The organism is Paenibacillus rhizosphaerae, from assembly GCF_014192015.1.
Taxonomy (GTDB): Bacteria; Bacillota; Bacilli; order Paenibacillales; family Paenibacillaceae; genus Paenibacillus_AQ; species Paenibacillus_AQ rhizosphaerae.
Genome location: NZ_JACHXJ010000003.1, coordinates 241,238 through 254,476, shown reverse-complemented (window position 1 = coordinate 254,476; position 13,239 = coordinate 241,238). Strand labels below are relative to the sequence as shown.

The following is a 13,239-nucleotide window of genomic DNA, read 5'->3' as shown; positions in this document are numbered from 1 at the left end:
GGCCGTACAGGCCGGGCTAATCCGCCTTAGCCGTATCGGGCTCCAACCGTCGCAGGATCCGGGTCATCTTCTCGAGGCAGAAGCCGAGGTCGCTTCGGTCCTCCTCGGTAAGAAGGTCCAGCTGTTGGCTCAGCTCCTGGTGAAAGGACTCCCACCGGCTGCTGACGATTCTCCGGCCTTTCCCGGTCAGAGACAATCCGATCTGACGCTTATCCTGAGGGTCCGGATGCTTGGTGAGGCACTCCTTTTCTTCAAGTTTGGCGATCAGAGGCGTAAGCTGCTGTTTGGATATATGCAGACTTTTGGCCAGAAGGCTCATCGAATAACAATCCGGCTGATGATATAAAGCTTCCAAGACGTGGTACTGCAGATGCGTCAGCTCAGGCATCATTTTCCGCGCTGAAGGTATGTCAAAGCCGCGGTGAAGCAGCGGAATCAGCTGAATATAAGTCGCGGCGAGCCTGGAGTTGTCTGGATACATTGCGTATTCTCCTTCATTCCTGTCCATTTGACAGATAGTAAATATTTATTTATATTATTTACGAATTATTGCAAATTATCAACAATAATAGTAAATAAATATGTATCAAAATAGAGATACAGAGGAGGAACCCCCATGACCCATGGCATGGTCAATGATCCGATCAAGCGCAGCAGCCGCGTTCCTCGCCGGAGGGGAATCAACTATGATGTCGGAACGTACACCCGGGGAACGAATCAACCCTCATCGAGAGAACTTTTCGATCCGGAAACCGTCCGGAAGGAAATGGAGATCATCCAGAGCGAACTGCACTGCACCAGCATCCGTATTTCGGGCAGGGATGTAGACAGGCTGGTGGCCGCCTCGGAATCCGCTCTTCAACAAGGGCTCGAGGTGTGGTTCTCCCCGGCTCTGATCGATGAAGATGAACATGCGATGCTCGAGTACTACAGGGAATGTGCAATCGCGGCGGAGACACTGCGGAGACAAGGGCCGGACGTCGTGTTTGTGGCCGGCTGCGAGCTGAGCGTGTTCATGAAAGGGATATTGGAAGGAGCCACGTCCTTCGACCGGATCGGGGTGCTGATGAATCCCTGGCGGCTGCTTAAATACACAATCCGGAAGGGATCTTTTCATTGGCGTCTGAACGCTTTTCTCAGCAAAGCCCTGAACGTGATCCGGGAGCATTTCCATGGGCAGGTCACCTATGCTTCCGGTACGTGGGAAAATGTGAATTGGGATCTCTTTGACATCGTTTCGGCCGATCATTACCGCGATACGCATAACCATCAGCGCTACCGGGAGCAGCTGCGCGCCTATTTCAAGCACGGGAAACCGGTAGTCATCACAGAATTCGGATGCTGCACCTACGAAGGGGCGCAGGACCGGGGAGGTTACGGCTGGAACGTCGTAGATCATGGACATTCGCCGAAGCGGCTGGGGGAGGGCATCGTGAGGGACGAACAGGTGCAGGTCCGGTATATGAGAGAGCTTTTCGATATTTTTCAGGAAGAAGGGGTGGATGGAGCCTTTTGGTTTACGTTTGCCATGCCAAGCTATCCGTATGACGAAGAGCCTGCCTTTAACTTGGATACGGCGAGCTACAGCGTGGTGCGTTCGTTCAAAGGCGGGCGGACAGGGGCAGTCTATCCCGGGATGCCATGGGACACGAAGGCTTCATTTGTGGCACTGGGCGAGCTTTATAATCGGCCGTAGTCCATCCGCTCATTGACACGGACACCTCGAAGCTATATATTCAGGGCAGCATCCTGCCGGCCAGGCGGGATAACGGCGGTACTTTTTGTCTCGAATATGAGGGAGGTGAAGCGTTTTGGAAGAACATGCTTTGAAATATGATCCCGAAGAGTCAGGTTCGAAAATATGCGAGGTTCTCCAGATCCTGAAGACCAAATGGGCATTCCTCGTTCTGGATGAGCTGCTGAAGGGCCCGCAGCGGTTTAATCAGCTTCAGCGCAATGCGTCCGTGATCAAAACCCAGTCGCTGACGGATACGCTCCGGCATCTCGAACGGATGGGACTTGTGAACCGCGAGGTGTTCCCTACGGTCCCGGTGACCGTCGAATATTCGCTTACGGAGAAGGGAGCCGATTTTCAGCTTGCCTTAAAAGAAATGGAGCGGTGGGTGGATAAATGGGGTGAACGAAACCCGGCTGAGTAAAGGAACATGGAATAAGTCAATGTTACTTCTGGGGCTCTATGGCATGGCTTTCGTTTGAAGGTCCGCCTGGTAAGCCCTTTTTGTTGTGCGCAAAAAAAGGGTTTGACATTGACGTTGCGTAAAGGTGTACAGTGAAACCGTCAGGAGGTGATCCCATGGAATACACCGTACAGAAGCTGGGAAGGCTCGCGGGCGTCAGCACCCGGACTCTGCGGTACTATGACGAAATTGGTCTTCTTAAGCCGGCAAGGATCAATTCGTCAGGGTACCGGATTTATGGGGAGGATGAAGTGAACAGGCTGCAGCAAATTTTATTTTTCAGGGAGCTGGACGTAAGCCTGGAACGCATCAAAGAGCTGATGTCCTCGCCTTCTTTTAACAGCAGCGACGCTCTGAAAGAACATCGTGAGAAGCTTCTTGACAAACGCAGGCAGCTGGACCGGCTGATTGCCAACGTGGAACGGACGATCCAGTATCAGGAAGGGAGAATGATCATGACGGATCAGCAGAAATTCGAAGGCTTCAAACAACAACTCATTGACGATAACGAGCAGAAGTATGGGAAGGAAATCCGTGAGAAGTACGGGGATGCAGCCATTGAGCGTTCCAACGCCAAGGTGAAAAACATGACCAAGGAACAGTACGAAGAGGTGTCGAGCCTGGCCGATGAGGTGCTGTCCACCCTCGGGCAGGCATATCAAACTGGAGATCCCGCCGGTGAGCTCGCCCAGAAGGCGGCTGACCTCCACAAGCAGTGGCTGACGTATTACTGGAGCGATTACAGCAAAGAGGCGCATGCCGGTCTGGCCCAGATGTATGTAGACGACGAGCGCTTCAAGGCTTACTATGATGCGAAGCAGCCGGGAGCGGCGGAGTTTCTGCGGGATGCAATTCTGGTCTACACAGGGATGAAGAAGTCCTGAACATGAACTGCTAATTGACGATGTTAAGAGAATCAAGTAAGGAATAGGATCGCCGAACGGCCTGGGAGACCAGACGGTAGGCGGTCTTATTTTTTTTTGTGAAATATGGATTCGCCCGTTGACAAGGCACAGGGTGGTCTTATATATTAAGGTTAGTTACTCGAGTAATTAACCAGTTAGGTGGTGAAGATATGGGGCCGATAATCGATGACGGCCGTCCGATCTTTATGCAAATCGCAGAGAAGATCGAAGATGACATCATTGGGGGCGGGCTGCCGGAAGAATCCCAGGTCCCTTCCACAAACCAGTTCGCATCCTTTTATCACATCAACCCGGCGACAGCCGCAAAGGGAGTCAATCTGCTGGTGGACCAGGGGATTTTGTATAAGAAGAGGGGGATCGGCATGTTCGTAGCGGCAGGGGCGAAGGAGAAGCTCGTCGAGAAGAGGAAGGAACAGTTTTACGAGCAATACGTCATCACGATGATCCATGAAGCCAAGAAGCTTGGCATTACGATAGAACAGTTGAGCGACATGGTACGGAGAGAGGATGAGTGGTCATGAACCGGATTGTTGAAGTCAACCGGCTTACTAAGGAATATGGTCGGGACGCCGTTGTGAAGGATGTCACCTTTGCGGTGGAGGAAGGGAAAATCTACGGCCTGCTGGGCAGAAACGGGGCCGGCAAAACGACGATTATGCATATGCTTACCGCCCAGCTGTTTCCGTCAAGCGGCGAGCTGAAGGTGTTCGGGGAGAATCCGTATGAGAACAACCGCGTGCTGAGCCAGCTCTGCTTCATCAAGGAAAGTCAGAGATACCCGGACAGCTACCGCGTGATCGACGTGCTCAAGGTGGCGGCTTCCATTTATCCGTACTGGGACCGGAATTTTGCCGCCCAACTGCTCGAGGATTTCCGGCTGCCGCTGAAGCGGAGAATGAAGAAGCTCTCAAGAGGGATGCTGTCCTCCGTCGGTATTATCATCGGACTTGCGAGCCGGGCGCCGCTGACGATCTTTGACGAGCCCTACCTGGGACTGGATGCCGTTGCGCGCAGCCTGTTCTACGAACGATTGATGCAGGACTATGCGGAGAATCCGCGAACCATCATGCTGTCCACCCACTTGATCGACGAAGTCAGCAATATGCTGGAGCATGTGCTTGTGATCGATCAAGGCCGGCTCCTGATTGACGAGGAAGCGGATGATCTCCGCGGCAAAGCGTACACGGTTCTTGGCCCTAAGGCGGCAGTCGAATCGTTTGCGTCCGGTAAGAATACGATTCATCAGGAATCGATCGGAGGCATGATGTCGGTGACGCTGTTTGAGCGGCAGGATCCCACAGAAAAACGCCGGGCGGAGGCGCAGGGCCTGGAGTTGATTCCGATATCGATGCAGCAGCTGATCGTGCACTTAACCCAAAGCAAAACAAGCGGAAAGGTGGCGGGATTCCAATGAACCGAACGGTAAGCGTCATGAAAATCCATTGGCGGGATAAGTGGTTTTGGATGTACGTACCTTGGGTAGTCACGCTGTTCAGCTTTGCTGTGAATTTGGCCATCGGCATTCTGACCGGAGGAGAAGAGCAGATCAATTCAGGCGGGTTGATCACCATTTACGTGTATATGTTTATCGCGATCCTGATGATACAGGCGCAGACGTTCCCGTTTATGCTGGGGCTTAATATAAGAAGGACCGATTACTTTGTGGGGACTTCCGCGATGGCGCTGCTTGTCAGTGCAGTCTCTTCCGTGCTTCTGTTTGCAATGGGCATGATCGAACAGTTAACGAATGCCTGGGGAGTGCAGCTTCATTATTTTCACCTGCCGTTTCTGAAAGAAGTTTCTCCGCTGGGCAGGCTCGGTATTTACTTTATCGTGATGATCCACATGTTCTTTATGGGCTTTGTCATCTCGAGCATTCATCGCCGGTTTGGGCGCCACGGCATGTTCATCTTCTTCATCGCCTTGATCCTCGTCTCCAGCATTGGCAGTTTCGCGATGACGTATTACGGCCTCTGGCTGGACTCCTTCCGCTGGATCGGAGTGCATTATATAGACCTGTTTCTGTGGACGATTCCGCTGACTCTGATTTATGCGCTGCTATCTTACGTGCTGCTTCGCAGAGCGACGGTATCCTGACGTATAGGTTCGGGTTTGATTCGCATACCGGATTTGGGGCGAAAAACCGGCCGGTCATGAATAAAGACTGGAAATGTAGAGCAATTTATGGGACGGATATGCAAAATTTCAAAAGACCAAAAGGAGATATGTCCGATGCCGCTTGGCTCCCATGAAGCCCACGAACTGAACGAGCTGCTGCTCAGTTGTACCAATTCCATTCAAAGCATGGCGTTATTTATTAATCAGGCCACCGATCCCATTTTGAAAAGCATGATTACCCGTCACTATGACGTCCATGTTCAGGATTACAACATGAAGGTAGAGTACGCAAACCGGTTTTACAGCCAGGATCAGCTGAATGTGCCGGCGATGCCGATGAGCTCCTCCATGCCGATGCTCGGTACGCAGCAGTATCCGCCGCTTCAGCCCCGCGTTCAGCTGCAGCAGCTGAACGACCGCGCGATCGCCACTTCCTACCTGTTGACACTGAAGCGCGCCGGCCGCGAGTATGCCTGGTCCGCGTTTGAATGCTCGACGCCGCAGCTGCGCTCTTTCCTGGAAAGCGCCTTTCAAATGTGCTCCCATCAGGCATACGAAGTATGGCAGTACATGGCGGCGAAAGGCTATTACCCGACCGCACAGGCACCACAGGAAGTGGTTTCGTCGATGCAGCAAATTTATAAATCCGTACCGGAGCACCAGCCGGGACAAATGTACAGCTGACCTTGCCGGAGGACCGTAACGGAACGCGGCGGAGTTTTGGAACGAAGGACACCGGGGAATCACCCGGCAGATTCGTGCCGGAACTCCGTTTGTTCAACTTTTCAAAAAAAATTGCGAAACGCTTGACGATTATAATGGATCCGTGGTAAGATCTATCTTGTCGCTAAGAAAAAAACATTTCGAACGTGACCAACTGAATATGCGGTCGTGGCGGAATTGGCAGACGCGCACGGTTCAGGTCCGTGTGGGCTAACCCCCCGTGGAGGTTCGAGTCCTCTCGACCGCATCATTGATAGGATCATGAGATTGCTGATAAGCAATGCATGATCCTATTTTTATGTTTACTTACGTCGGGGACGTTTTTTTGTTGTCTTCAGGATTGTGATTACAGACCGGGGCCGGGGCTCTTGGATCAGAGCACCCGGCCTAATTGCTCCCGAAGCCGCGTGATGTCGCTGATCGGCGGAAGGCCGAAAAGCCGGGCGTATTCGCGGCTGAATTGGGACGGACTTTCGTACCCGACTCGAAAAGCAACATCCGCAGCATCGGCTGATTCGGACAGCAAGAGGCGTCGGGCTTCCTGCAGGCGAAGCTGCTTTTGGTACTGCAGTGAGCTCATGGCCGTGACCTCCTTAAAGTGACGGTGCAGGGAGGAGGGAGCCATATGGGCGGCGGCCGCCAGCTCATCGATCCGCAGCGGCTCCATGTACTCCCGCTTCAGCTGCTCTACCACCACGGCAATCCGGTTCGAACTGCTTCCACTCAAGGCCATTTGCCTTAAAACATCTCCTTGCGCTCCCTGCAAAACCCGATATAAGATCTCACGTTCGATGAGCGGTGCCAGCACCGGCACATCCTCCGGATTATCGAGCAGGCGGACAAGCCTGACAGCCGCGTCCAGCAGAGGTGCACTCGTCTGTTCCACGAATAACCCCAATTTCAGTAGGGGAATTCATAGTGAAAAAGACAACATCCTTCAGGAGAATCCCTCCTAAGAAAGCTGTCTTTGCCATGTAAACGATAACCCTAGTGAAACCGCCCATCCGATAACCGGAGGAGCGGTTTTTTTTGCATCCTATTGCTCCTGCTCCTTGATCACCTGTTCGATCCCGAGCAGAATCAGCTTCAGTCCGAACTCAAACGCCCTGTCTGTCCCCATCAGCTCGAACAGCCCGTTGGTGAACATCCTCCGGAACAGTCCGGCATCCGTCTCGCTCATGGAGTCCAGAAGGCGAATCATTTCCTCACCCGGAAGCCCTCCTTCTCCGTGCTCCCTAACAATCGCGGAGACGTTGCGCTGGTGCTCATAATCGTCCAGAACGAAGTTGAAGATATAATTCATAAGCGTAAGAACCACTTGCATTTTCTGTTCCTGCTCAAGCGGCGTTGATTCCACGCAGAGCAGCATCCGGTTGTTGAACCGGATGATGTCCGGTTCGTGGGGCAGCGTCAACATCATGAGCTGCGTGGAGCAGGGATACCGGCCGAGCACGCTTCGCACCGTTACCGCAAGCCCCTTCAGCTGCTCCTTCCAGTCCCCCTGAGAGTGATATTCCTCCAGAATGATTTTCGATACCTGGTTGGCCAGCCGCTGGTAGAGATTCTGTTTGCTCTTGAAGTACCAGTATAGAGAGGGAGCCTGAATCCCCAGCCGGTCGGCCAATCGTCTCATGCTGAATTTCTCGATACCTTCCTCTCCAAGAAGTTCCCACGAGGCTTCGAAAATCCGATCCTCCGAAATCGGAGGCTGCTGTTTTTTCATCGGGTAACCATCCTTTTACCTAACAGTGTAAGTTTATGCTTTACATGTTCCTAAGTCCATGATATCATCTAACACTGTAAGGCACAACCTAACACTGTAAGGTTCGCGAACTAAGGCTGTTAGATTCAAGACAAAAAATAGAAAGCAGGGACCTTCATGGATACAGAAAACCTCTATTACTTTGAAAAAGCACCGGTCTCCAAAGCCGTAGCTCACTTCGCTGTACCGATGATGCTAGGCACGTCAATGAGTGTCATCTATTCCATCTTGAATGCCTATTTCCTTGGCACGCTCCACAATACAGCCATGTTAACCGCGCTTGCGCTAACCTTGCCTTTATTCGCGATTATTATGGCGCTGGGCAACTTGATTGGCATGGGCAGCGGTACCTTCATCTCCCGTTTGCTGGGAGAGAAAAAATTGGATGATGTAAAGCATGTGTCTTCATTCGCTTTTTACACCAGTCTAGCCCTTGGTCTTATTGTGATTGCCGCAGGTCTTCCGCTGATTGATCCCATTGTCCATGGCTTGGGGGCAACGCCCGACTCCTTCGGCTTCACGAAGGACTACGTCATGATGATGCTTATAGGATCACCGTTCGTCATATTGTTTTTCACCCTGGAAAATATCGTACGTTCGGAGGGTGCGGCGATCACGTCGATGATGGGGATGATTCTGAGTGTTGTCGTGAATATGATTCTCGATGCGTTAGTCATCTTCGCTTTACATTGGGGCGTGATCGGCGTTGCGTCCGCTACGGTCGCTTCTAACCTAGTCGCGAGCGCATTCTACGCCTTCCATATGGGATATAAGAGCCAGTTCTTAACGGTCTCCATAAAGTGGTTCAAGGCTAACAAGGACATTCTCAGCAATGTATTCAAAATCGGAGTTCCCGTTTTTATTATGAGTATCTTTTTAGGTGCCATGTCGCTCATCTTTAACCGTTTTCTGGTCGAATATGGAGATCAGGCCGTAGCGGCTTACGGAATTTCATCACGTCTATTGCAGTTTCCTGAGTTTATTCTGATGGGCTTATGCGAGGGAGTCGTGCCATTGATTGCCTTCTCTTTTACAGCGAATAAATTACGTATGAAGCACACCATTGGATTTACGATCAAAGCGATCGTGGCGTTTGCCGTGGCGTTCGGCATTATCGTCTATCTGATTTCCGACCACTTAATTGGTTTGTTTACGAATGACCCGCAATTGATCGAAATGGGCAGCTACAATTTGCATGTAACGTTCCTATCCTTGTTCATTACGGGCATGACCACGTTGTTTACCGGGATCTTTCAAGCGACAGCGCAAGGAACCGCCGCGTTGATTATGTCGGTCATTCAAGGAATTACTCTGATTCCTGTGCTCTATATCGCCAATCGAATGAACGGGTTTCACGGGGTAGTCTGGTCGCTCGTCATTGCGGATGCCGTCGCGTTCTTTGTTGGGGCCATCATGATGTATGTGCTGCGGAACAAACTGCAGCCGGATTTGGAGAGTTTAGTACAGTAGAAAACATAGGGTTATCGTTCGTTAAGGAGATTACATTGACGAAGGAAAAAGGAGAGGGGCCTACTACAAAAAGTGGCCGATGCTCTTTTGGACTATTATGATTTTGATAAGAGCAGTTGGTGTTGAACATAAAAAAGGCTGCGGTCAAACACCCCGCAACCGTTGATTGTATAATGGTCGAGACGACAGGATTTGAACCTGCGACCTCTTGCTCCCGAAGCAAGCGCTCTACCAAGCTGAGCCACGTCTCGTTAATAGAAAGCTTATACTATAAAATTTACTCCGATTTTACATTTTGTAAAGGGGGTAAAAGAAAAATTCACAATTCGTTTAACGATGGGGCAAAATGATCCTGTGCTGCCAGCAAATGAAAAGACCGGGGGAATCGCAAAGATTCCTTCCGGTCTTGTTTGGTTTCTAAAGCGAAAGTTTTATTTGCCTGCAGCGTCATCCGGCTTGGACGGCGTTCCCGTGGCATCCGCCGGGGCGGTGCTGTCTGGCTTGCTGCCCGCCGGTGCACTGCCGGCCTTCGTTTCGGCCGGAGTGCCGGTGGCTTTGGTATCCGCCGGCTTGGTCCCATCCGTCTTGGCATCGGCATCAACGGGCTTAGTTCCGCCTGTCGCCGAGCCTGCTCCGGCCGATCCCGATCCAGCCGCCGGAGTACTGTCGGAATTGGCCTTCCCTGAAGTGCCCTCTTTCGGAGAGCCATTCGTCTTGGATGAACCAGCAGGAGGGGTGGCCGTATCCGTATTCGCATGCTCCTTCTCCTGATCCTTCCACTCCGGCAGCGACGACACGTAAGCATCCGACATGCTGATCAGCTTGTGCGCCCGCTCGTACGTTTCCTTCGAATCCAGCGGCTTGGTGACCTTGCCTCCGTTCAGCGGGTAGGTTATCCCGTCCGCGTATCCGGAGCCTGGTACGAACGCTCCCTTAGCCGAAATGAACGAGCCCGAAGGGAGGTAATACCGCTGTGGCAGCACGGGGCTGTTCTGGTTGAGCAGATCCTGGCCGAAGTGCACCTGGTTCTTCAGCGAGATGCCGGCCAGATTGGCCAGCGTCGGGAAAATATCCGACTGCCCGCCGACCTGCTCCAGCGTCTGGGCTTTTTGGTTCGGCACGGAGAGGACGAGCGGAATGTTCATCATATCGGGGAGGGTGTACTCCCGTCCGTAAATTTCCTTCATCAGCTTTTTCTCTTTGTTGTTCAGCGAGTAAATCGGCAGTCCCTGATGGTCACCGTACAGGACGATAACGCTGTTGTCCCATACGCCGTTCTTCTTCAGCTCGTCCACGAACTGGCCGAGGGCGTAGTCCGCATAATTCTGGGACTGAATGTAATCCCCGACAAGGGTTCCCTTATAGCGGTCGGGAAGCTGCATTTTGAATTTGCTTTCCGGGATGCGGAACGGGTGATGGCCCGACATGGAAATGACCTGCACGTAGAACGGCTTGCCGGCTCCCTGCATCCGTGCCAGCTCTTCGGCCGTCTTGGCATAAAGCAGCTCGTCCGAGGCGCCGAAGGATACGAGGTCGCTTTTGCCGAAAAACTTGTCGTCGTAATATTTTTCCCAACCGAGCGCTTTATACAGCTGATCCCGGTTCCAGAACACGACGCTGTTCGTATGGAATGTCGCCGTCTGATAGCCGCTTGCGGCAAACGTCTTAGGCGCGCTCGGCAGTGCCTTGTCCGCATACACCTCGGACGCTGCCCCGTTCGACGGAACGTAGAGGGAAGTGTTCACAACGAATTCGGCATCCGCCGTATTTCCCTGACCGACCTGCTGGAAGAAATGAGGGAAATACAGATGATCCTTGACCAGCTTGTTCATGTTCGGGGTAACTTCCTTGCCGTCGATCTTCAGGTTGACGAGGAAATTCTGGAACGCTTCGAGCTGAATGATGATGACATTTTTACCTTTGGCGGCACCCCAGTATGCCGGCTGCGCCGGCTCGGTCGTTCCCTTCACCTGAGCAACCGCCTCCGGCGTGACCGACTTGGCGTCAACCTTGATGTTCTTGGAAGGGGCAAAGCCGACATAGGCTTCATAGTTAAGAATCCCCATGTCCCGGGCCTGCTGGAATTCGTTCATCCCGCTCCGGAACGGAAAAATGCACGCGGCACAGGCGATCAGTGCCAGGACGGCTCCCCCCGCAAACCACGGGCGGCCCGTTCGGACGGACAAGCTGCGCCCAAAGGCGCGGAACCGCCGGTTGGAACAGATAAGGACGAACAGCACGACAATGTCGGTGAAAATGAACAGGTAATACGGATCCATGAGAGAAAAGACGCTGCTGTTGACCTCCGATACCTGGTTCACCTGGCGAAGCTCATGATACGTAACAATAACTCCGAAATACTTATAGTACATAATGACGGCAAAATAAATAATAGTCAGAACCAGGTCCACAATCAGGTAGGTGACCAGCTTCTTGCGGTAGGCCAGCGTTTCGATCAGGCAGAAGAGCAGCCATACGGGCGGTATGCCCGTCAGCAGCATCATGCCGAAGCTTCCGGCATTTTCCCTGAACACGACCGTCCAGACCAAAAGCATTTTTAAAATCATGACAATGGAGAAGAAGATAAACGGTTTACCTATCAGCGCTCTCCATGAAAAACGGTTATGCAAAATCAATCGACGCCCCTTTCGTAATTTCCACTCAGATCGCCAAGCCCATCCAAGGGCGCATAGGAATGATCAGCGCACAGTCTATTATCCGCAGGTTGTCCTGCCGGCAGGCCGCCCGCGTTCCCTTCAGCATCATGGATTACCTCTTATCAAAAACGCCATCAGGCCACAGCAAACACAAGGCTTGGACACCTGTGCTAAGCCGGGCCATATGCGGAACAATGAAGTTAATAGTAACTATTACACTATAGCAATTTAAGCACAGGGCCCAGGGAATTGCAAGAATCGCCAGGGATGCGAAGAGGGGGGGAGGGACCCGGCTGGGCAAAGCCTCCCGAACCGGGCAGATGATTGATGAAGAAGCGATGTCATCACTTCTATTATATAAAGGAAGAGACAGGATCATTCCATCGGCGAAAAAAGGGAGAGATGCGTGAACATAGGCGGCGGTTCAGGTTATTTCGTCAGTCCGGCATGAATCGTATCGAGGTTCCATTTCATCATGGCGAGGTAGCTGTCGCCGTCTTCCCCGGGCTTGCCGGTGGAATCGGTGAAAACCTTGCCGAATATTTGAACCCCGGTCTCCTTGGAGACGCTCTCCATACTGCGCGGGTCCACGCTGGTCTCCACAAACAACGCGGGCACCTGATCCGCCTTCACGATATCGATAATCCGCTTCATCTGCTCAGGCGTACCCTGATTCTCCGTATTGATCTCCCAGATGTATTGGGCCTTCAGGCCATAGGCTGCGGAAAAATATTTAAAGGCCCCTTCGCTCGTCACGAGAATCCGGCGTTCCTCCGGGATGTCGGCAAAGCGTGTCACGGCATCATCGTGAAGCTTCTTCAATTCCTCCATATAGTTCCCGGCATTCTGCTCGTAATATTCCCGGCTCCCCGGGTCCGCTTTCGCCAGTGCCGCAAGGGCGTTTTCCGCATAGCGGATCCCGTTCTCGATGCTCAGCCAGGCGTGCGGATCCTGCTCGGATTCCTTGCCGGCGGAGGTCAGGTACATAGGCTCCACGCCTTCACTCAGCGCATAGACAGGCGCGTTCTCTCCCGCTTTTCCCGACGTTTCCAGCAGTTTGGCGAACCAGCCGTTACCCGTCTCCAGATTAAGCCCGTTATAGAAAATGACATCGGCATCGCTCGCATGCTTCAGGTCCGCCGGCAGCGGATCATATTCATGGGGGTCCGTGCCGACCGGCACGATCGAATACAGCTCTACTCTGTCTCCTGCAACCTGCTTCACGATGTCATACAGGATCGAATATGTGGTCAGCACGATGGGCTTCTCCCCGGAAGATCCGGCTTTGTTCCCGGTTTGCCCGGAGCAGCCGGCGGTAAGTGCCAGGATCAGCATAAGTAGCGCTCCGAGCCTGACCTTCCTTGTATGTTTCATATGACTCCCTC

The 13,239-nt window shown here is 52.6% G+C and carries 12 protein-coding genes, 2 tRNA genes and 1 pseudogene; 9 read left to right on the top strand and 6 right to left on the bottom strand.

The genetic code is table 11. The features are described 5' to 3' along the window. Window positions 1-16: 16 nt before the first annotated feature. A complete protein-coding gene (locus tag FHS19_RS17790; RefSeq protein ID WP_183583208.1) occupies window positions 17-481 on the bottom strand; it encodes a MarR family winged helix-turn-helix transcriptional regulator in 465 nt (154 codons plus the stop codon). A 135-nt stretch (window positions 482-616) separates the two neighbouring features. Between FHS19_RS17790 and FHS19_RS17785 the strand changes: the two genes are divergently transcribed. From FHS19_RS17785 to FHS19_RS17750, 8 genes are all read left to right on the top strand, one after another. Further along, window positions 617-1,696, top strand: a complete 1,080-nt coding sequence (locus FHS19_RS17785) for a glycoside hydrolase family 113 (RefSeq protein ID WP_204797546.1) — start codon at window positions 617-619, stop codon at window positions 1,694-1,696. A gap of 115 nt (window positions 1,697-1,811) precedes the next feature. Then, on the top strand, window positions 1,812-2,159 hold the full coding sequence (locus FHS19_RS17780; protein WP_246426679.1) for a winged helix-turn-helix transcriptional regulator: 348 nt from the start codon (window positions 1,812-1,814) through the stop codon (window positions 2,157-2,159). A 155-nt stretch (window positions 2,160-2,314) separates the two neighbouring features. Then, window positions 2,315-3,082, top strand: coding sequence for a MerR family transcriptional regulator (locus tag FHS19_RS17775; RefSeq protein ID WP_183583207.1), 768 nt, complete (start codon window positions 2,315-2,317; stop codon window positions 3,080-3,082). Between the two features lie 191 nt (window positions 3,083-3,273). Beyond that, complete coding sequence (locus tag FHS19_RS17770) at window positions 3,274-3,645, top strand: GntR family transcriptional regulator (protein ID WP_183583206.1); 372 nt, start codon at window positions 3,274-3,276, stop codon at window positions 3,643-3,645. Beyond that, entirely contained in the window at window positions 3,642-4,538 is an 897-nt protein-coding gene (locus FHS19_RS17765; RefSeq protein WP_183583205.1) for an ABC transporter ATP-binding protein, read from the top strand. The genes FHS19_RS17770 and FHS19_RS17765 overlap by 4 nt, the downstream gene beginning before the upstream one ends. Beyond that, complete coding sequence (locus FHS19_RS17760; RefSeq protein WP_183583204.1) at window positions 4,535-5,221, top strand: hypothetical protein; 687 nt, start codon at window positions 4,535-4,537, stop codon at window positions 5,219-5,221. The genes FHS19_RS17765 and FHS19_RS17760 overlap by 4 nt, the downstream gene beginning before the upstream one ends. Before the next feature lie 135 nt (window positions 5,222-5,356). Continuing rightward, a complete protein-coding gene (locus tag FHS19_RS17755; protein WP_183583203.1) occupies window positions 5,357-5,926 on the top strand; it encodes a spore coat protein in 570 nt (189 codons plus the stop codon). 201 nt (window positions 5,927-6,127) lie between these two features. Beyond that, window positions 6,128-6,212 (top strand) — tRNA-Leu (locus FHS19_RS17750). A gap of 126 nt (window positions 6,213-6,338) precedes the next feature. On the opposite strand, the pseudogene FHS19_RS17745 reads toward FHS19_RS17750, so the two are convergent. Both FHS19_RS17745 and FHS19_RS17740 read right to left on the bottom strand, forming a co-directional pair. Next, window positions 6,339-6,866: pseudogene (locus FHS19_RS17745) on the bottom strand (AraC family transcriptional regulator); the annotation flags it as partial. 135 nt (window positions 6,867-7,001) lie between these two features. After that, the gene (locus FHS19_RS17740; protein WP_183583202.1) at window positions 7,002-7,688 is read right to left on the bottom strand and encodes a TetR/AcrR family transcriptional regulator; all 687 of its coding nucleotides are present in this window, start codon (window positions 7,686-7,688) and stop codon (window positions 7,002-7,004) included. Window positions 7,689-7,844: 156 nt separating this feature from the next. Here FHS19_RS17740 and FHS19_RS17735 point away from each other — a divergent pair, with 156 nt between their 5' ends. Then, window positions 7,845-9,197, top strand: coding sequence for an MATE family efflux transporter (locus FHS19_RS17735; RefSeq protein WP_183583201.1), 1,353 nt, complete (start codon window positions 7,845-7,847; stop codon window positions 9,195-9,197). Between the two features lie 174 nt (window positions 9,198-9,371). Here the strand turns inward: FHS19_RS17735 and FHS19_RS17730 are convergent. The 3 genes from FHS19_RS17730 to FHS19_RS17720 all read right to left on the bottom strand — a co-directional run bounded on the left by FHS19_RS17730 (window position 9,372) and on the right by FHS19_RS17720 (window position 13,228). Then, window positions 9,372-9,448, bottom strand: a tRNA-Pro gene (locus FHS19_RS17730). A 180-nt stretch (window positions 9,449-9,628) separates the two neighbouring features. Further along, the gene (locus FHS19_RS17725; RefSeq protein ID WP_312887258.1) at window positions 9,629-11,827 is read right to left on the bottom strand and encodes a sulfatase-like hydrolase/transferase; all 2,199 of its coding nucleotides are present in this window, start codon (window positions 11,825-11,827) and stop codon (window positions 9,629-9,631) included. Between the two features lie 456 nt (window positions 11,828-12,283). Further along, window positions 12,284-13,228, bottom strand: a complete 945-nt coding sequence (locus FHS19_RS17720; RefSeq protein ID WP_183583200.1) for a metal ABC transporter substrate-binding protein — start codon at window positions 13,226-13,228, stop codon at window positions 12,284-12,286. Between the last annotated feature and the right edge of the window lie 11 nt (window positions 13,229-13,239).